This is a genomic window from Pseudomonas sp. A-B-19, assembly GCF_019947515.1.
Taxonomy (GTDB): domain Bacteria; phylum Pseudomonadota; class Gammaproteobacteria; order Pseudomonadales; family Pseudomonadaceae; genus Aquipseudomonas.
The window spans coordinates 93132-112015 of the sequence record NZ_JAGYGN010000002.1 but is presented as its reverse complement, the minus strand read 5'-3'; the positions used below and the strand labels follow the sequence as shown (position 1 = coordinate 112015).

The 18884-nt window shown below is 61.4% G+C and carries 22 protein-coding genes; 13 read left to right on the top strand and 9 right to left on the bottom strand.

The genetic code is table 11. The features are described from left to right. Positions 1–61: 61 nt before the first annotated feature. Positions 62–652, bottom strand: a complete 591-nt coding sequence (locus tag KGA81_RS02675) for a DUF2796 domain-containing protein (protein ID WP_223544460.1) — start codon at positions 650–652, stop codon at positions 62–64. 135 nt (positions 653–787) lie between these two features. Here KGA81_RS02675 and KGA81_RS02670 point away from each other — a divergent pair, with 135 nt between their 5' ends. After that, positions 788–1129 (top strand): hypothetical protein, encoded by a 342-nt coding sequence (locus KGA81_RS02670; RefSeq protein WP_223544459.1) that lies wholly within the window; start codon positions 788–790, stop codon positions 1127–1129. Between the two features lie 117 nt (positions 1130–1246). Here the strand turns inward: KGA81_RS02670 and trxA are convergent, their stop codons facing one another. The 3 genes from trxA to KGA81_RS02655 are packed head-to-tail and all read right to left on the bottom strand — an operon-like array spanning position 1247 to position 3276. Further along, on the bottom strand, positions 1247–2119 hold the full coding sequence (gene trxA / locus KGA81_RS02665; protein ID WP_223544458.1) for a thioredoxin: 873 nt from the start codon (positions 2117–2119) through the stop codon (positions 1247–1249). Positions 2120–2158: 39 nt separating this feature from the next. Next, entirely contained in the window at positions 2159–2815 is a 657-nt protein-coding gene (locus KGA81_RS02660; RefSeq protein ID WP_223544457.1) for a class I SAM-dependent methyltransferase, read from the bottom strand. Beyond that, complete coding sequence (locus KGA81_RS02655) at positions 2812–3276, bottom strand: hypothetical protein (protein WP_223544456.1); 465 nt, start codon at positions 3274–3276, stop codon at positions 2812–2814. Before KGA81_RS02655 ends, KGA81_RS02660 begins: the two co-directional genes overlap by 4 nt. A 127-nt stretch (positions 3277–3403) precedes the next feature. Here KGA81_RS02655 and nrdR point away from each other — a divergent pair, with 127 nt between their 5' ends. From nrdR to KGA81_RS02600, 11 genes are all read left to right on the top strand, one after another. Continuing rightward, entirely contained in the window at positions 3404–3868 is a 465-nt protein-coding gene (nrdR, locus tag KGA81_RS02650) for a transcriptional regulator NrdR (protein ID WP_003228656.1), read from the top strand. Continuing rightward, positions 3865–4998 carry a bifunctional diaminohydroxyphosphoribosylaminopyrimidine deaminase/5-amino-6-(5-phosphoribosylamino)uracil reductase RibD gene (gene ribD / locus KGA81_RS02645; RefSeq protein ID WP_223544455.1) on the top strand — a complete coding sequence of 378 codons (1134 nt, stop codon included), beginning with the start codon at positions 3865–3867 and terminating at the stop codon, positions 4996–4998. The genes nrdR and ribD overlap by 4 nt, the downstream gene beginning before the upstream one ends. A 47-nt stretch (positions 4999–5045) precedes the next feature. Continuing rightward, complete coding sequence (locus KGA81_RS02640) at positions 5046–5708, top strand: riboflavin synthase (protein WP_223544454.1); 663 nt, start codon at positions 5046–5048, stop codon at positions 5706–5708. 16 nt (positions 5709–5724) lie between these two features. After that, positions 5725–6816 carry a bifunctional 3,4-dihydroxy-2-butanone-4-phosphate synthase/GTP cyclohydrolase II gene (gene ribBA / locus KGA81_RS02635; protein WP_223544453.1) on the top strand — a complete coding sequence of 364 codons (1092 nt, stop codon included), beginning with the start codon at positions 5725–5727 and terminating at the stop codon, positions 6814–6816. A gap of 91 nt (positions 6817–6907) precedes the next feature. Continuing rightward, entirely contained in the window at positions 6908–7384 is a 477-nt protein-coding gene (ribE, locus tag KGA81_RS02630) for a 6,7-dimethyl-8-ribityllumazine synthase (protein WP_003228649.1), read from the top strand. Then, positions 7381–7881, top strand: a complete 501-nt coding sequence (gene nusB / locus KGA81_RS02625; RefSeq protein ID WP_223544452.1) for a transcription antitermination factor NusB — start codon at positions 7381–7383, stop codon at positions 7879–7881. The genes ribE and nusB overlap by 4 nt, the downstream gene beginning before the upstream one ends. A gap of 28 nt (positions 7882–7909) precedes the next feature. Then, positions 7910–8875, top strand: a complete 966-nt coding sequence (thiL, locus tag KGA81_RS02620) for a thiamine-phosphate kinase (RefSeq protein WP_223544451.1) — start codon at positions 7910–7912, stop codon at positions 8873–8875. Further along, a complete protein-coding gene (locus tag KGA81_RS02615) occupies positions 8872–9375 on the top strand; it encodes a phosphatidylglycerophosphatase A (protein WP_223544450.1) in 504 nt (167 codons plus the stop codon). Before thiL ends, KGA81_RS02615 begins: the two co-directional genes overlap by 4 nt. Before the next feature lie 157 nt (positions 9376–9532). Next, positions 9533–10150 carry a GTP cyclohydrolase II gene (gene ribA / locus KGA81_RS02610; protein ID WP_150726901.1) on the top strand — a complete coding sequence of 206 codons (618 nt, stop codon included), beginning with the start codon at positions 9533–9535 and terminating at the stop codon, positions 10148–10150. After that, on the top strand, positions 10147–10566 hold the full coding sequence (locus tag KGA81_RS02605; RefSeq protein ID WP_223544449.1) for an MFS transporter: 420 nt from the start codon (positions 10147–10149) through the stop codon (positions 10564–10566). Before ribA ends, KGA81_RS02605 begins: the two co-directional genes overlap by 4 nt. Then, complete coding sequence (locus KGA81_RS02600; RefSeq protein WP_223544448.1) at positions 10566–11366, top strand: cobalamin-binding protein; 801 nt, start codon at positions 10566–10568, stop codon at positions 11364–11366. Before KGA81_RS02605 ends, KGA81_RS02600 begins: the two co-directional genes overlap by 1 nt. A 65-nt stretch (positions 11367–11431) precedes the next feature. Here KGA81_RS02600 and KGA81_RS02595 read toward each other — a convergent pair whose 3' ends face one another. The 5 genes from KGA81_RS02595 to KGA81_RS02575 form a co-directional block, all read right to left on the bottom strand. Then, a complete protein-coding gene (locus tag KGA81_RS02595) occupies positions 11432–13315 on the bottom strand; it encodes a TonB-dependent receptor domain-containing protein (RefSeq protein WP_223544447.1) in 1884 nt (627 codons plus the stop codon). A 117-nt stretch (positions 13316–13432) separates the two neighbouring features. Further along, the gene (dxs, locus tag KGA81_RS02590) at positions 13433–15331 is read right to left on the bottom strand and encodes a 1-deoxy-D-xylulose-5-phosphate synthase (RefSeq protein ID WP_223544446.1); all 1899 of its coding nucleotides are present in this window, start codon (positions 15329–15331) and stop codon (positions 13433–13435) included. A 91-nt stretch (positions 15332–15422) separates the two neighbouring features. Beyond that, positions 15423–16310, bottom strand: coding sequence for a (2E,6E)-farnesyl diphosphate synthase (ispA, locus tag KGA81_RS02585; RefSeq protein ID WP_223544445.1), 888 nt, complete (start codon positions 16308–16310; stop codon positions 15423–15425). Next, positions 16307–16549: an exodeoxyribonuclease VII small subunit gene (locus KGA81_RS02580; RefSeq protein WP_108216307.1), complete on the bottom strand. Its 243-nt coding sequence runs from the start codon at positions 16547–16549 to the stop codon at positions 16307–16309. The genes ispA and KGA81_RS02580 overlap by 4 nt, the downstream gene beginning before the upstream one ends. Positions 16550–16632: 83 nt before the next feature. Beyond that, positions 16633–17778, bottom strand: a complete 1146-nt coding sequence (locus KGA81_RS02575; RefSeq protein WP_223544444.1) for a Fic family protein — start codon at positions 17776–17778, stop codon at positions 16633–16635. 278 nt (positions 17779–18056) lie between these two features. On the opposite strand from KGA81_RS02575, the gene KGA81_RS02570 reads away from it, so the two are divergent. Further along, on the top strand, positions 18057–18848 hold the full coding sequence (locus tag KGA81_RS02570; protein WP_223544443.1) for a YfaP family protein: 792 nt from the start codon (positions 18057–18059) through the stop codon (positions 18846–18848). The last annotated feature ends 36 nt before the right edge of the window (positions 18849–18884 follow it).

The window sequence follows — 18884 nt, the reverse complement described above, 5'->3', positions numbered from 1 at the left end:
GATGCAAACTGATACGACGCATTCGCGGGCAAGCCCGCTCCTACAGTGGATTTTCGTTGAGTCAGAATTTCAGGCTGGCAGCCTTGGCCGTCACATCAACCCCTTGCTGCCCGCTCGGGCCGATCAGTTGTACCTGAATTGTCCGGGTGGCCGGGAAGCTGGTGAAGATATTCGCCAGGTCCAGCGACTTCAGGGCCGCGGGCGTGGCGCAGGTGAACTGATAGCGAGCGTGGATTTCGCTGTGATCATGGTGATGTTCGTGGCCCTCTTCGTCCTTGGCGTCTTCATCGTGATCATCGTCGGCATCGGGCTGGTCGCCGAACAGCGGGCTTTCCAGTTCCTGGTTTTCCACCACGCATCCGGCGGCTTCTGGCAGTTTGAACAAGGCCAGTGGTTGCTCAAGCCGGGCGCGGACAGCGGCAACTTTGGCTTTGTCGGCATCGCTGGTGGCGACGTGCTCGAAACCCACCAGGTTCATGGCCGGGCTTTCCAGCTCCAGCTCCAGGGTCTGCCCGTCCAGCCCGGCATTCAGGCGTCCAACGCCATGTTCGTGAGCACCCAGGCTGCCATGCGCATGATCGTGTTCGTCGGCGGCATGGGCGACAGCCAGCGGCAACATGGCAAACGGCAGGGCGAGAAGCAGACGACGCATGGCGAGTCTCCGAAAAGTAAAATGAAGAAAATGTTATGTAATCTTATAACGTAAGTGCGGAGAGTTTGACTGCCTGCTTGGCGTTGCACAAGCCCCATGGGAGCATGCAGGGAAGAAATGTGCGGGAGCAGACCTATGTTGCGAATTCGCGGAAGCATCGGCGACTGGCCGGTGGATCTGACCCTGGAGATGGACGACGCGGACTGGGCGCGGCTAGGGGCGCAGTTGCAGGTGGAAAAAACCGAGGTCAGCGCGCCAGCGGCCAAACCGCTGAATCAGGATGATGCGCTGTGGCAGATCGCCAGGGATTTGCTGCGCGAGGCCGGGCAGCTCAGCGGACCGGATCTGCTCGATCAACTCGAAGCCCTGACCGGCAGTGCGGCGGCGGGTAAACGCCTGCTGGTGCGCCTGCGCCACAGTCCGGACGTGAAGGTGGAAAGCGGCGGGGATACGCCGCTCTACCGCTGGTTGTTGTAGGAGCGAGCTTGCTCGCGAAGGGCGTCAGGGCACCGTTGTCATTCAGGTAGCCCTCGTTATCGTTGACGTCCATCGCGAGCAATCGAGCGTCGACCGGCTGCTCCTACAAGGTCGTGATCAGTAGAGAGCGGCAAACAACTTGCGACGGTAGGTGCTCACCAACGGATGATCGTTGCCCAGCAACTCGAACACCTGCAGCAAGGTCTTGTGCGGCAAGCCTTCGCTGTAGCTGCGGTTGCGGATGAACAACCTGAGCAATGCGTCCAGCGCGGCGTCGTACTGCTGACGGGCCAGTTGCTGGATCGACAGTTGATAGACCGCCTCATCGTCCAGCGGGTCTTTCGCCAGCCGCGCCTTCAGGTCGGCGACGTCCGGCAAGTCCTTGGCCAAACCGAGAAACTTGATCTGTGCCTTGGCGCCGGCCAGTGCAGCCTTGTGCTCGTCGCTCTTGACCGCATCCAGAACGGTTTGCGCTTCGCCCAGTTCACCGCGCTCGGTCAGGCAGCGGGCGTACAGGATCAACGCCTTGGCGTTGGTGTTGTCTTCGCCCAGGATCACTTTGAGCAGCGCTTCGGCATCGGCAAAGCGGCTGTCGTCGAACAGAGCCTGGGCCTGTTCGAACGGGTCGGCGGCGGCCGGTGGCGGCATCTGTACATGGGGTTCGAGCAGGGCGCGGACGGCGGACTCGGGCTGGGCGCCGGCAAAACCGTCGACAGGCTGGCCGTCCTTGAACAGCACCACGGTCGGCAGGCTGCGGATGCCGAAGCGGGCGACGATGTCTTGCTCGAGGTCACAGTTGACCTTGGCCAGCAGCAATTCACCCTGATAGCTCTCGGCAATGCTCTGCAACATCGGCATCAGCACTTTGCAGGGCGCGCACCATTCGGCCCAGAAATCCACCAGCACTGGCTTGTGGAAAGAGTTCTCGATCACCGACTGGTCGAAATCGGCAGTCGTGGCGTCGAAGATGTACGGCGTTTGCTGACTCATGGGGGATCTCGTAAAAGCGTGAATGGGGCAACTATACGGTCAGGCGCGGGCAGCGTGGTAGAGGCTCACATGCCGAAACTCGTGGGGCTCGGCCAGGTCCGGCAGGGTCATGGCTTCGAGCATTTCGATGCGCCGGTACAACGGATGACGGAAATCCCTGACGCGGGAATCCGCCACCAGCGCTTCTCGGCCGCGGCTGAGGAACTGGTCGAGCAGTGGCAGGTTCGCCCGGTCGTACAGCACATCAGCCACCAGGATCAGATCGAAGCGATCGGCCTCGGCGAAAAAATCCGTCGAGTAATCAAGCTGTATGTCATTGAGCTCGGCATTGGCCCGGCACGCGGCAATCGCCAGCGGGTCGAGGTCGCAGGCCAGCACTTCGAGCGCGCCGGCCTTGGCCGCGGCAATCCCCGCCACCCCGGAACCGGCACCGAAATCCAGTACCCGCTTGCCTTCGACCCAATGCGGGTTTGCGGCCAGATAACGGGCCACGGCCAGGCCGCTGGCCCAGCAGAAGCACCAGTACGGTGGCTCATGCAGAATGCGCCGGGTTTCTTCCGGGCTGAAAGCGCGGTCCATGTTATCGCCGTCGATCAGCCACAGTTTCAAATCGGTTCCGGGTAAAGCACAGTCCACCAATCGTGCGTCACCGAGCAGATCCGCCAACGCCATTTGCAGGTCGAGCGGTGCACTCATGGGGCTTTGACGAATTGCAGTTGGCCCAGGGCCTGGGTGGTCGGCTGGGTGATCGTCTGCGACGGCAAGTGCAGGATCAACTGCCCGGACTGGCTGGCGCGGCCTCGCAGTTCAACGCGGGCGTCGACCGGGAACGCATCCGGGTTGAAGCGCAAGTGAAACGGCAACACCTGGTTGTTGCCGATCAGGCTGGAACTGGCGAGCAATTGTTGCGGACGGCCTTTATCGTCGATCACCAACAGCGCCAGCTCAACCTCGGCGCCGTCCGGCACACCTTGCAAAGTGCCGCTCAATTCGCGCTGATACGCGGGCAGCGGGCCAAGTTCGGTGGCCTCCCGGGCTTTCTTCTGCGCTTGCTGCGGCGCCGGGCCCGGCGTTGGCGGCTGGGGCTTGGGTGCGTCGCTGCCGCAAGCCACCAGCAGGCTGAAAACACTGAGCAAAATAAGCGGACGTAACGACATTGGTGACTCCATAAAGCTGAATTCCATGGATCAAGTGATCATCCCGTCTGTATACCGCAAACCCTATGGCTTGTCTTGCCACCGGGATGCGCTACCATGGCCCTCCCTTTTCTTGTTGCCTGCCACCATGCACTGTCCCTTCTGCGGTGCCAACGACACCAAGGTCATCGACTCGCGTCTGGTCGCCGAGGGCGAACAGGTGCGCCGCCGGCGTGAATGCCTGGCCTGCGGCGAGCGTTTCACGACGTTCGAGACGGCTGAACTGGTGTTGCCGCGCCTGATTAAAACCGACGGCAGTCGCCAGCCGTTCGACGAAGAAAAACTCCGCGCCGGCATGCAGCGTGCGCTGGAAAAGCGCCCGGTGAGCGTCGAACGCCTCGAATCGTCGCTGGTGCACATCAAACACAAACTGCGCGCCACCGGCGAACGCGAGGTCAAATCCCTCGTGGTCGGCGAGCTGGTGATGGCCGAGTTGCAGAAACTCGACGAAGTCGCCTACATCCGCTTCGCTTCGGTATATCGCCGCTTCCAGGACCTCAACGAGTTCCGCGAAGAGATCGATCGCCTGGCCCGTGAACCGGTGAAAGAATGAACACGCCAGCAGAACTTGCCATCCTCGATGCCCACTACATGGCCCGTGCCCTGGAACTGGCGCGCAAGGGTCATTACACGACGCACCCCAATCCGCGAGTCGGCTGCGTGATCGTGCAGGGCGGGCAGATTGTCGGTGAAGGCTGGCATGAGCGCGCAGGCGAGCCCCACGCCGAAGTCCACGCCCTGCGCGCGGCCGGTGAGTTGGCCCGTGGCGCTACTGCCTATGTCACGCTTGAGCCGTGCAGCCATCACGGCCGTACGCCGCCGTGCGCCGACGCGCTGGTCAATGCCGGTGTGGCGCGGGTGGTCGCGGCGATGCAGGACCCGAATCCGGAAGTCGCCGGTCGTGGTCTGCAGCGCCTGGCTCAGGCGGGTATCACCACCGAAAGTGGTGTGCTGGAAGGTGAAGCGCGCAAGCTCAATCAAGGTTTCCTCAAGCGCATGGAGCACGGCTTGCCGTTCGTGCGGGTCAAGTTGGCCATGAGCCTGGACGGCCGTACGGCGATGGAAAGTGGCGAAAGCCAGTGGATCACCGGTCCCGCGGCGCGCTCGGCCGTTCAGCGTCTGCGCGCGCAGGCGAGCGTGGTACTGACCGGCGCCGATACGGTACTGGCGGACAACGCGCGGTTGACCGTGCGCGCCGATGAGTTGGGGCTCGATGCCGAGCAAACCGCACTGGCCATGAGTCGTCCCCCGCTTCGAGTCCTGGTTGACGGTCGCCTGCGGGTGCCGCTGGATGCACCGTTCTTCAAGGCTGGCCCGGCGCTGGTCGCTACCTGTGTCGCGGTGGAAGAACAGTACGCCAACGGCCCGGAGTGCCTGATCGTGCCGGGTTTTGACGGCCAGGTCGATCTGCATCGGTTGCTGGTCGAACTCGCCGCCCGTGGGGCCAACGAAGTGTTGGTCGAGGCCGGTCCGCGTCTGGCGGGCGCGTTTGCCCAGCTCGGACTGGTGGACGAGTTTCAGATATTCATCGCCGGCAAGTTCCTGGGTTCATCGGCGCGGCCGCTGCTGGACTGGCCGCTCGCGCAAATGAAGGATGCGCCGGAACTCAAAATCACCGAAATTCGTGCCGTTGGCGATGACTGGCGAGTCACTGCCATTCCTCTGTCAGCAGCAAGCGTATAATTTCCGGCCATCGCGCAAGCGCGGGCTTTGTTCTCGAGGAGAACCTCATGTTTACCGGCATCATCGAATCCATCGGCAGTATTCGTGCATTGACCCCAAAGGGCGGTGATGTGCGGGTTCACGTCGAAACCGGCAAGCTCGACCTGAGCGACGTCAAACTGGGCGACAGCATCGCGGTCAACGGCGTGTGCCTGACTGCCGTTGAATTGCCGGGCAACGGCTTCGCAGCCGATGTCAGTCGCGAAACCCTCGACTGCACCGCCATGAGCGACCTGAAGAGCGGCAGCCCGGTCAACCTGGAAAAAGCCCTGACCCCGACCACTCGCCTCGGCGGGCATCTGGTCAGCGGTCACGTCGACGGCGTGGGCGAAGTGGTTGCCCGTACCGAGAACGCGCGGGCCGTGGAATTCCGCATTCGCGCACCCAAGGACCTGGCCAAGTACATCGCCCATAAAGGCTCGATCACCGTCGACGGCACCAGCCTCACCGTGAACGCGGTCGATGGCGCCGAGTTCCTGCTGACCATCATTCCCCACACCCTGAGCGAAACCATCATGGCGTCGTACCAGCCAGGCCGCAGGGTGAACCTGGAAGTGGACTTGCTGGCCCGTTACCTGGAGCGCCTGCTGCTGGGCGACAAGGCCGCAGAGCCAACCTCCAGCAACATCACCGAAAGCTTTCTGGCCGCCAACGGCTACCTCAAATCCTGACTCAAGGGGGTGCCTTGTGGCGCTCAATAGCATCGAAGAACTGGTTGAAGACATCCGCCAAGGCAAGATGGTCATCCTCATGGATGACGAAGACCGCGAGAACGAAGGCGACCTGATCATGGCCGCCGAGTGCTGCAAACCCGAGCACATCAACTTCATGGCCAAGCACGCCCGTGGCCTGATCTGCATGCCGATGAGCCGCGAGCGTTGCGAACTGCTCAAGCTGCCGTTGATGGCGCCGCGCAACGGTTCCGGTTTCGGCACCAAGTTCACCGTATCGATCGAAGCAGCCACCGGTGTGACCACCGGCATCTCCGCCGCTGACCGCGCGCGCACCGTACAGGCTGCCGCCGCCCGTGATGCCAAGGCTGAAGACATCGTCAGCCCGGGTCACATCTTCCCGCTGATGGCCCAGGCCGGCGGTACGCTGGCCCGTGCCGGTCACACCGAAGCCGCCTGTGATCTGGCGCGCATGGCCGGTTTCGAGCCGAGCGGGGTGATCTGCGAAGTGATGAACGACGACGGCACCATGTCCCGTCGTGCCGAGCTGGAAGCTTTTGCCGCCGAACACGAGATCAAGATCGGCACCATCGCCGACCTGATTCACTACCGGATGATCCACGAACGTACCGTTCAGCGGATTGCCGAGCAGCCACTGGATAGCGAACTGGGCCAATTCAACCTGGTGACCTACCGTGATTCCGTGGAAGGCGACGTGCACATGGCACTGACCCTGGGCAACGTGTGTGCCGAAGAACCGACCCTGGTTCGCGTGCACAACATGGACCCGCTGCGTGACCTGCTGATGGTCAAGCAGCCGGGCCGCTGGAGCCTGCGCGCCGCCATGGCTGCGGTTGCCGAGGCTGGCAGTGGTGTGGTGCTGTTGCTGGGTCACCCGCTCGATGGCGACGTGTTGCTGGCGCACATCCGCGAAACCGCCGACCACTCCTCCGTGAAAAAACCGACCACCTATAGCATTGTCGGTGCCGGTTCGCAGATCCTGCGTGACCTGGGCGTACGCAAAATGCGCCTGATGTCGGCGCCGATGAAATTTAATGCGATATCCGGTTTCGATCTGGAAGTTGTAGAATACGTGCCCTCCGAATAATGACCGGTTGTTGCCGGCCCTGAATTCGCGGTTCAAATATCACCGAGGGACGCGTACGAGACGCGTCCCGGCTCTTTAAGAGATCTATCGAATGACCCTGAAGACCATCGAAGGTACCTTCATCGCCCCTAAAGGCCGCTACGCTTTGGTAGTGGGCCGTTTCAACAGCTTCGTCGTTGAAAGCCTGGTCAGCGGTGCAGTTGATGCCCTGGTTCGCCACGGCGTGAGCGAAAGCGACATCACCATCATCCGCGCACCTGGCGCCTTCGAAATTCCGCTGGTTGCGCAGAAAGTCGCCCAGAAAGGCGAGTTCGCGGCAATCATCGCCCTGGGCGCGGTCATTCGTGGCGGCACTCCGCATTTCGAATACGTGGCTGGCGAATGCACCAAGGGCCTGGCCCAGGTGTCCATGGAGTTCGGCGTTCCGGTCGCATTCGGCGTGCTGACCGTTGACTCCATCGAGCAAGCCATCGAACGTTCCGGCACCAAGGCCGGTAATAAAGGTGCTGAAGCTGCCCTGTCCGCTCTGGAAATGGTCAGCCTGCTGGCGCAGTTGGAGGCCAAGTGATTAGCGACGAAAGCGATCGTTTCAACCCGCGCGATCCAAAGCCTGCGGATGCCGGCAAGCCATCGAAAAGCGTCAAGCGTCGCGAAGCCCGTCAGCTCGCGACCCAGGCGCTGTACCAATGGCACATGGCCAAGCAGTCGCTGAACGAGATCGAAGCGCAGTTCCGGGTCGATAACGATTTCACCGATGTCGACGGCGCGTACTTCCGCGAAATCCTGCACGGGGTTCCGCAGTTCAAGGCCGAAATCGACACCGCGCTCACGCCATGCCTGGACTTGACCATCGAAGAGCTGGATCCGGTTGAACTGGCGGTTCTGCGTCTGTCCACCTGGGAACTGCTCAAGCGCGCCGACGTGCCGTACCGCGTTGTGATCAACGAGGGTATCGAACTGGCCAAGGTCTTCGGTTCCACCGACGGCCACAAGTTCGTCAACGGTGTGCTCGACAAGCTGGCCCCGCGTCTGCGTGAAGCTGAAGTGAAGGCGTTCAAGCGCTGATTGGCGCTTGGAATGTCGACACGAAGCCATGGGCGAGTTTGAGCTGATCCGCAATTTTTTCGCCGCCGCGCCTTGTGCGCAGGGCGGCGAAGGCGTTGCCCTCGGGATTGGCGATGACTGCGCCTTGCTGACTGTTCCCCCAGGGGAACAGATGGCGATCTCTACCGATACGTTGGTGGCCGGCGTGCACTTCGCCGACCCCTGCGATCCGTTTCTGCTCGGTCAGCGCTCGCTGGCCGTGGCCGTCAGCGACCTGGCTGCCATGGGCGCTACCCCCGTTGCCTTTACCCTTGCCCTGACCTTGCCGACGGTGACTGCCGATTGGCTGCAGGCCTATGCTCGTGGTTTGAACGCCATGGCGCAAAGCTGTGGTGTGGCGTTGGTGGGGGGCGATACCACCCGTGGGCCGCTGAGCATGACCATGACCGTGTTCGGTCGCGTACCGGGTGGCCAGGCGTTGACCCGCAGCGGTGCACAACCGGGCGACCTGCTGTGTGTCGGCGGCGACCTGGGCAATGCTGCGGGTGCCCTGCCATTGGTGCTTGGTCAGCGCACGGCCCCAGCGAGTATCGCCGAGCCGTTGCTGGCGCATTACTGGTCGCCGCAACCGCAGCTCGGCTTGGGTCAGGCGCTACGGGGCAAGGCCACTTCGGCAATGGATATCTCCGACGGTCTGCTCGCTGATTGCGGGCATATCGCGCTGGCTTCGAAGGTCGGTATTCAAGTCGAGCGAGATCGCCTGCCGCTCTCCAAAGCGCTGCTCGACTTTCTCGGTCGAGCGGGCGCACAAGTTGCGGCCCTGAGCGGCGGCGACGATTACGTCCTGGCCTTCACCTTACCGTCCGTCGAGTTGCCGCTATTGCTGGCCGATGGTTGGCCGATCCATGTGATCGGGCAGGTGGTAACGGGGCAGGGCGTGACGCTGCTGGACGCCGATGGCAAAGACATCACCCCACAAACCCGGGGTTATCAACATTTTCGGGAGTCACCGTGACAGATCATCCCAAGCAGGTCCCGGCGGAAAACGTACCGCCGACGGTCTGGCGTAATCCGTGGCATTTTTTGGCGTTCGGCTTCGGCTCGGGCACCTTGCCAAAGGCGCCTGGCACTTGGGGGTCGTTAGTTGCGCTGCCTTTTATCCCGTTGTGGCAAATGCTTCCCGACTGGGGTTACTGGCTGATGCTGGGCATCACCATGTTGTTCGGCTTCTGGCTGTGCGGCAAAGTGGCCGATGATTTACGGGTGCATGACCATGAAGGCATCGTCTGGGACGAAATGGTCGGGATGTGGATCACCCTGTGGCTGGTGCCGGAAGGTTGGCAATGGTTGCTCGCGGGGTTCTTGATGTTCCGCTTCTTCGACATCCTCAAGCCGTGGCCGATTCGCTGGATTGACCGGCACGTACATGGCGGTGTCGGCATCATGCTCGATGATGTCCTGGCCGGGGTGTTCGCCTGGCTGGCGATGCAGGGGCTGGTGTGGTTTTTCGCCTGACCAGGGGGACACCGCTCCCACAGGAGTAGTGTCTTGCGGGCGAATATCAAACTTTTTGATAGTTATCGCCGATAATTCAGCCTAAGCGTCGCTCGGAACCTGCTGTTACAATGCCGGCTCTGCGAATCTTCAGACTCTTTAGATCAGGAGCACACCGGTGCCTGTCGTTTTTGTCGCCGCTTCCAAGCTGCCAACGCCTTTTGCGCAATTCACCATGCACGGCTTTCTCGATGAAGCCACCGGCCGCGAGCACGTTGTGCTGAGCCTGGGTGAGTTCGCCGATGGTGCCCCGGTACTCGGCCGGCTGCACTCCGAGTGCCTGACGGGTGATGCCTTGTTCAGCCAGCGTTGCGACTGCGGTTCGCAACTGGAGGCCGCCTTGCAGGCCATCGCCCGCGAAGGTCGCGGCGTTTTGCTCTACCTGCGTCAGGAAGGCCGGGGCATTGGTCTGCTGAACAAGATCCGCGCCTATGAGCTGCAGGACGGTGGTGCCGACACTGTCGAAGCCAACGAGCGCCTGGGCTTTGCCGCCGACCAGCGTGACTACGCCATGTGCCTGCCGATGCTGGAGCACCTGGGCGTGAAGTCATTGCGCCTGATGACCAACAACCCACGCAAGGTCAAAGCCCTGACCGATATGGGTATCGTCGTCGCCGAGCGCGTGCCGCTGCACACCGGCCACAACCCGCATAACCGACTCTATCTGGCGACCAAGGCCAGCAAGCTCGATCACATGATGGGCAATGAGCATCAGGGCGAGGTAGACCGGGCGTGACCCGCGGTCAGGTGCGGCGGCGACTGTCCGTCAACTGGTGGCAGTACCTGGCACTGGCCTTGTTGCCGCTGTTTGTGATCAACGCGGTGTTCGGCCAGAGCGAAGCCATTCTGCCGGTACTGGCGATGCCGTTGTTCATCGCCGGAGCCGCCTCGATGTTTGTCAGTCTGAAATTTTTCGGTGCCTACAAACACGCACTGATCGCCACCCAGAAAGCCCTCGATACCCCTGAAGAACCTGCCGCCTGGATCAGTCTGGCGGCCAAGCGGCGTACAGCATTCCTTGCCGCCGGCCTGCCGGCCTGGATCGCTGCCCTGGCGGTGTTCGTCGGTCTCGAAGCGGTGCCGCTGATGCTGCTGGCACTGTCAACCGCCGTGCTGTTCTACCTCTACCGTATTCCGCGTCAACTCGGTTGATGCGTGCGCTCTGGCTGGCGCTGTTGCTGCTGGCCGCCAGCGGCTCGGCCATCGCGGTCGAGCGGGTTGTCAGCCTCGCACCGTCGCTCTCTGAAATTGTCGTTGAACTGGGCTCCGCCGACCTCCTGGTCGGTGTGCTGGACGCCGGTGAACGACCTGCGCGACTCAAGAACCTGCCCTCCGTTGGCCGCTATGGCCAGTTGGACATGGAGCGCCTGCTCAGCCTGAAACCTGACCTGTTGCTGCTATGGCCCGGTAGCGTCGGCCCGGCCCAGCGTGACCAACTCAAGCGCCTGAATATTCCCACCTTCGTCGCCGAACCCCACAGCCTGGACCAGCTCACCGCACAGATCGAGGCCATTGCCGCTCAGCTTGGACGGCCTGAACGCGGAACTTCATTGGCCAGGGACTTACGCCAGCGGCTGGATGAGTTGCGTCAGCGCTATCGACGGGACAAGCCGTTACGGGTGTTCTATCAGGTCTGGGATCGGCCGCTGTACACCGTCGGCGGCGAGCAGATCATCAGCGATGCGCTGGAAGTCTGCGGTGCCCAAAACGTGTTTGCCGACCTGAAATTGCCGGCACCGCAGGTCAGTGTTGAAGCCGTGTTGCAGCGTAATCCCGAAGTGATACTGGCCAGCGATCAGGCGCAACTCGATGCGTGGAAAGTGTGGCCGCAGGTGGCGGCGGTAAAGAAGGGCCAATTGCGTTTGGTGACAGATAAGGGCCTGGAGCGGCCGAGTGGGCAGATGATTGAGGCGACTGCAAAGCTGTGCCATTTGATTGCGCCAGACCGCTGAAACCGAGGTGCCTTCATCGCGAGCTTGCTCGCGATGAGGCCATTCCATGCGCCGAAAACTTCAGATCAGATCTCCGGCGTCCAGGTCACCCCGAACATCCACGCCCGACCTTCCTCGCGATACCCGTACTGACTATCCTGGTAGCTGTACAACGCCCGGCTGTATCCCTTATCCAGCAGATTATCGACCTTCAGCTCCAGACTGATTTCACGATTGAGCGCCCAGTTGCTGCGCAGTCCCAACAAGGCATAGCCGCCGAGCGGTTGTCGATTGTTCAGATCGTCATAGCTGCTGCTGACCGCTTGCCAACTGGCGCCCAGACCCAGGCGATTGAACTGTCGGTCCAGATCCCAGCTCAAAGTGCGCCGCGCGCGACGGGCCAGGGTATGGCCGGTGTCGCGATCCCTCGGGTCGATAATCGCCACGCCAAGGTTGCTCTGCCAGCCGAACCATTCTTGCTTCAATGCTGCTTCAAAGCCGTTGATCCGCGCCGAGGCGACGTTCTCCGGGCGCGAGTTGCTGCCGAAGATGATTGCGTCTTCAAGGTCGGTGCGATACAGCGACGCTTCCAGGCGACTGCTCTCGGTCAATTGACTGCGCCATTGCAGTTCATAGCTTTTCGACGTTTCCGGTTTCAGGTCCGGGTTGCTGAAGTCGGGGTAGTACAGGTCGTTGAACGTCGGTGCACGGAAGCCTTCGCTGTAGGTCAGCAGCACTTCGTTGTCCGGGTTCAGCGGCAGGGTGAAGGTGCCGCTCCAGGTGTTCTGGCTGCCGAACTGCTGGTTTTCGTCGTGACGCAGGCCCAATTCCGTGGTGAAACTGTCGGCCTGATAGCGGTGCTGGATGTACGCTGCTCGGTTCCAGCGACTGTCCTCATCGAACGCGGTGCTGCTGTTGATGCGGTCTTCATACCAGTCGCCTCCGAGCAGCAAACTGTTGCGCTCGTTGAGCGTCAGGTCGTTCTGCCAGTTCACCGAGTCGCGGTAGGTGTTGAACACGCTGCGCTCATCGCTGAGCTTGTCCAGGGTCTTCTCGCGGTTTTCGCTGTGGCCGAACTCGATGCGGGTTTTCCACAGATCATTGATGCGTGCGTCGATGTAACTGCTGACGCTGCTCACATCGAATTCGTTGTAGGGCTGCTGTTGGACCGACTTGAAGGTATTCTTGTCGAAGCGTCCGAACGGGTTATCGAACTCGCTTTTGCCGCGGTTATCCAGCAGGTTGGCACCGACTTCGATGTCATCGGTCAACGCATGGCTGAGGCTCAGGCTGACGGATTTGTTGCGGTATTCGTCATGGTCGCCGTCGCTGGGGTACGACTCGTGAGTGCGATTGATCCCGGCGGTTTCGTCGAGGCTGGCGCCGAGGTTGAAGCGGGTGTTTGCATCGCCACCGGACAAACCGAGGCTACGCTCCCAGGTCTGGTTGCTGCCAAAACCCATGTGCATTCGAGGTTGCAGGCCCTGTTCGCCGCTACGACGAGTGAAGATCTGGATCACCCCGCCAATCGCATCGCTGCCATAAATCACCGAGCGGGAGCCGCGCAGCACTTCCACGCGCTCGACCTGTTCGATGTTGATGTGTTGCAGGTTGCTGTCGCCGGAAGTCGAACTGCCGATGCGCTGGCCGTCCACCAATACCAGGCTCTGGGCCGACTGGGTGCCGCGGATGTAAACCCCCGGCAAGCTGCCGCGCCCGCCGGTTTGCACGACTTGCACGCCCGGTACGCGACGCAGCAGGTCGGTGACGCTATCGGGTTGCAGGCGATCGATGTCTGCGCGGGTGAATACGCTGTTGGCGGCACTGCTGTCATTGCGCGCTTCGACCTGGCGGTTGGCGCTGATCAACACATCGGGCAGCTTCAGGGCCTGATCGCGTTCGAAGGTGTCGGCCAGCGGTTGACCGGCTGGCAGCAGGGTCAGCATCAGGGCCAGGCGAGAGAAATTCATGGTTAATTCTTGTACGTGAAGAACAACGCGGTCCTGTAGGAGCTGGCTTGCCAGCGAAGCTTTTGGCGCCAATGAGGGCGCCTTCGCCGGCAAGCCGGTTCCTACAGGGGATGGGATTTAGATGTTGAGCAGTTGCAGGCGCTCGCGGATCGAAGTCTCGATCCCGGCTTCATCCAGACCACACTCGGCCAGCATTTGCGCAGGCTTGGCGTGTTCGACGTAGATGTCGGGCAAGCCCAGGTGCAGCATCGACTTGAGGATGTTTTCGCGGGCGAGGAATTCGCTGACTGCGCCACCGGCGCCGCCCATGATTGCGTTTTCTTCGATGGTCACCAACAGCTCGTGGCTGCCGGCGATTTCGCGAACCAGCGCCTCATCCAGCGGTTTGACGAAGCGCATGTCGACCACGGTCGCGTCCAGCGTCTCGGCGACTTTCAGGGCTTCGGCCATTTGCACGCCGAACACCAGCAAGGCGACTTTGCTGCCGTGGCGGCGAATAACGCCCTTGCCGATCTCGATCGGCTCCAGGTCTTTCTCGATGGTCGCGTTCGGGCCATTACCGCGTGGATAACGCACCGCCGCCGGGCCTTCATACAGGTAACCGGTGGTGAGCATTTTACGCAGCTCGTTTTCATCGCTCGGAGTCATCACCAGCATGCCGGGGATGCAGCGCAGGTACGAAAGGTCGAAACTGCCGGCGTGGGTCGGACCGTCTTCGCCCACCAGGCCTGCGCGGTCGATAGCGAACAGTACGTCGAGGTTCTGCACGGCGACGTCATGCACCAACTGGTCGTAGCCGCGCTGCAGGAAGGTCGAATAAATGGCTACCACGGGTTTGGCACCCTCGCAGGCCATGCCGGCCGCGAAGGTGACGGCGTGCTGTTCGGCAATGGCCACGTCGAAGTAGCGCTGCGGGAAGCGTTCGCTGAAGGCGACCAGATCCGAGCCTTCCTTCATCGCCGGGGTAATCCCGACCAGGCGCGGATCGGCAGCCGCCATGTCGCACAGCCATTCACCGAACACACCGGAATATTTCGGTCCACTGGCCTTTTTCGGCGCAACGGCCGGGGCGTCCAGCGGTTCGAGCTTGGTAATGGCGTGGTAACCGATCGGGTCGACTTCCGCCGGGGCGAAGCCTTTGCCTTTCTTGGTGACGACGTGCAGGAACTGCGGACCTTTCAGATCGCGCATGTTGCGTAGCGTGGCGATCAGGGTCGGCAGGTCGTGGCCATCGATCGGGCCGATGTAGTTCCAGCCCAGCTCTTCGAACAGCGTGCCGGGAACCAGCATGCCTTTGGCATATTCTTCGGTGCGCCGGGCGATTTCCCAGGCTCCGGGCAGACGCGACAGCACTTTTTTGCTGCCTTCGCGCATGCTCGCGTAGGTGCGGCTGGAAAGGATCTTCGCCAGATAGTTCGACAAGCCACCGACGTTGCGCGAGATCGACATGTCGTTGTCATTGAGGATCACCAGCATGTTGGCGTCCACTTCCGGCGCATGGTTCAGCGCCTCGAACGCCATGCCCGCGGTCAACGCGCCGTCGCCGATCACCGCGATGGCCTTGCGCTCGCTGTTTTGCAGGCGGGCGGCAATCGCCATGCCCAGCGCGGCACTGATCGAGGTGCTGGAGTGGCCGACGCCAAAGGTGTCGTATTCGCTCTCGGAGCGGCGCGGGAACGCGGCAACGCCGTCCTTCTGGCGCAGGGTGCCCATGCGCTCGCGACGACCGGTGAGGATCTTGTGTGGATAAGCCTGATGACCCACGTCCCACACCAGCCGGTCGTCCGGGGTGTCGAAGACGTAATGCAGCGCGATGGTCAGCTCGATCACGCCCAGCCCGGCACCGAAATGCCCACCGGTCTGGCCGACCGTGTAGAGCAATTCCAGGCGCAACTCATCGGCCAGGGTTTCCAGCTCGGCTTCGCCTAACCGGCGCAGGCCGTCCGGCGTTTTCGCGCGGTCGAGCAGGGGCGTGGTCGGGCGTTTGCGGGGAATCTCATGAAACGTCGTGGGCATCAGGCGAATCGTTATAGGTATAAAAGATGCGGCAGTTTACCTGATGCATCGGTCCCTGCCCACGCGTTGGTTTTTTTTGGCGGATTCGCCGTCAGCTGCGGCGATCGACGATATACCGGGCCAGATCGCGCAACGGCTCGGCCGCCGCGTCAAACGGTCGCAGTGCGTGCAGGGCCTGGTCGCGCAGCTCCCGGGCATAGGCCTTGGCGGCGTCGAGGCCGAGCAGGGCCGGGTAGGTCGGTTTGTCCCGGGCAATGTCGGCGCCCTGGCGTTTGCCGAGGGTTTCGGTATCGCTTTCGACGTCGAGAATGTCGTCCTGCACCTGGAATGCCAGGCCGATGGCCTGTGCATAAGTCTGCAGGGACTTGAGTTCGTCTTTCTCGGCACGGCCGCTGGCCAGGGCACCAAGCTTGACGCTGACCTCGATCAACGCACCGGTCTTGTGCCGGTGCATGTACTCCAGGGCTTTCTGGTCAAGCTTGAGGCCAACCGAACCGAGGTCGATGGCTTGACCGCCGACCATGCCCGCCGGGCCTGCCGCCAGTGCCAGGGCGCTGACCATTTGCAGGCGGGTTTCAGCATCCGGGGCGCTCAGACGCGGATCGAGCAGGGCGCTGAAGGCCAGGCTCTGCAAACCGTCGCCGGCGAGGATCGCGCAGGCTTCATCGAATTTCTTGTGGGTAGTGGGCTGACCGCGACGCAGATCGTCATCGTCCATGGCCGGCAAGTCGTCATGCACCAGCGAATAGGCGTGGATCAACTCCACCGCGCAGGCTGCGCCGTTGGCTTGCTCAGCCTTGCCGCCCAGCGCTTCGCACGCGGCGTAGGCCAACAGTGGACGCACGCGTTTGCCGCCGTTCATCACGCTGTAGCGCATGGCTTCATACAGCCGCGCCAGCTCAGGGCTCGGCGCGATGAACAGGGTTTCCAGAGCCGCATTGACGCGGGCCTGGCTGGTGGCGGAGTACGCTGCAATCATTCTGGCTGATCCGCGTCGAAGGGTTCCTCGGCCAACTCGCCATCACGCTCGAGCAGCACTTGAACCTTTTGCTCGGCCTGGGCCAGCGCCGCCTGGCAATCGCGGGTCAGACCAATACCCTGCTCGAAAGCGGCCAGCGACTCCTCCAGCGACAATTCGCCATTCTCCAGACGCTCCACCAGCGTTTGCAGGTCGGCGAGGGATTGTTCGAAATCCAGTGCAGCTTTTTTGCGGGCCATGGCGGCGATTTCCGGTTGACGTTAAACCGGCGCGACACTAGCAGATAGGGGGGGTATGGGCAAACTCACGGCGACGCACTCTCCTACAGTGGCGAGTTATCAGGATAGCGAATCTGATACCGCGTACTGCGCCCGCCACCTGGCAGGCGTTGCAGGCATTCCTTTTCCAGCAGTTCGGCCAGATGCCGGGTCGCGGTCGCTTTGGAGACTTTCGCCACGGCTTGATACTGCGCCGCACTAATCCCGCCTTCGAATCCACGCTCCCCCCCGTCCAGCAAACGATTCAGTACTTTGGTCTGCTCGGTCGACAGCTCGGACTCCCGGTGCGCCTGCCAGAAGCGCGCTTTGCCCAGCACGGATTCGATCCGTGCCATGGCCTCTTGCAGGCTGCGCAATAGAGTTTGCAGGAACCATTCGAGCCAAACCGTAATGTCCGTGTTGGATTTCTGGCAGGTTTCCAGCACCCGGTAATAGCCAGATCGATCCTCGAGAATACTCGCCGACATGGCATAAAAACGGATCGTCTGAGCCTCGCCTTGAGCCAATGCAAGGTCGGTGATCGTCCTGGTCAGGCGACCGTTGCCGTCGTCAAACGGGTGGAGTGTCACAAACCAGAAGTGTGCGATGCCAGCTCGCAGTAAAGGATCGAGCTCGGACTGACTTCGGCTGCTTTCAAACCATTCGAGGAAGGTATCGAGCTGGCGCTCAAGACCCAGGCGAGGCGGTGCTTCGAAGTGCACGGTCGGTCTGTCGAGACGACCGGAAACCACTTGCATTGGATCATTGCCGCGCAAAGCACCTACACGAATGCTTTGCGCGGCCAAGCCGATTTCCTGTTCTGGAAACAGCCACTCATGCCAATCCAGCAATCGTTCAAGTGTCAGCGGCTCGGCGAAATGCTGGGTAGCATCGAGCATTAATTGCGCGAGCCCTTCACTGCGCTTGCTGACGTTGTCTCCATCATTGAGCTCCAACCCCAATCGCCGCGCCAATGAAGAACGAACTGAACCGACATTCAGCTGTTCGCCTTCAATCGCCGACGAGGTGACGATGTTCTGCAGCAATGCATCCAGTTCACTTTGTGCGCTCAACGAACTGCCCACGGAACTGGCCATACCCATTAACCGACCTTGCGCTTGAACGCATTCGCGTAACAAGGGCGCCAAGCGTTCGGCATCCCAGGTGAAATCCGGCCAATCAGTCTGCTGCCATATCCATTGAGGTGTCATGAACTTGATGCTCTAAGTGATGGTGAGCCGATTAGACAGGCTATTCGGCTCACATAATGAGCCGAATATGATACTTATTCGGCTCACCGTCCACCCCTTACCGTGATTCCCAGCGCAATTTCGGAGCCATCCGATTGTTAAAAAACATCCGAATGGCTAACCTTCGAGCCCTATACGACCCAATAGTCACGGGTCTTTCAGGCGAAACGCAGTATCGGCATCTGTAACGCGCCCAGGATCAGGCGCCAGGTTTCGTCATGCATGGCAGGAGGCGTCGCATGCGTTCATTTCTTTTGCTGCTGATCGGGTTGGCTATCGCGCCCGTGATTCTGGCTGCGCTGAATGCCGAGTTATCGGAACCGGTGGGTGGCTGGCGTTACAACAGTCTGCTGGACCGTAGCGAAAACCCGCAAGTCGCCTATCCCACGCCGCCGATTGATCGGGGTGTGCAACGCAACCGCACGATGATCGAAGGCCGGCTCAAGGCCCTCGGCACCCAGCGCGGGCCACACACGTTGGCGGTCAACGGCAATCCGCTGAACCTCTACACCGACGAGCAGGGGCGTTTTGCCCGGCCCTACGCGTTTGGCGCCGGCTCCAATAGTGTCGAAATCCGCAGCGCCGAAGGCCAGTCCCTCAAGCGTGTTCAATTCTATGAAGCCAACAACCTGCGTACTCCGGCGCGGATTCGCGTGGCGCTGGGTTGGGACGATCCGAAGGCCGAACTCGACCTGCACATCGTCACGCCCGATGGCCAGCATGCCTTCTGGGCGCATTCGGCCTTGACCAATGGCGGCGGCCTCGACCCTGACGGCGTTGATGGCCCGGGTCCGGAAATGTTCACCATGACCGCACCGCTGCGTGGCACCTATATGGTTTACGTGAACTATTGGGGCAACTTCGGCAGCGACGGCTATAACTTCGATGAGTCTGGCAACCAGAAGGAGGTGATTACCTCGCAGATCAACCTGGTGCTCAACGAAAACACCGTCGATGAAAAACGCGAGACATTCATCGTGCCCCTGCGCGCAATCGGCGACCTGCTGCTGGTCAAGACTTTCAACTACTAAGCATCCCCGCTCCACGGATGAACATCGGGTTTTGTG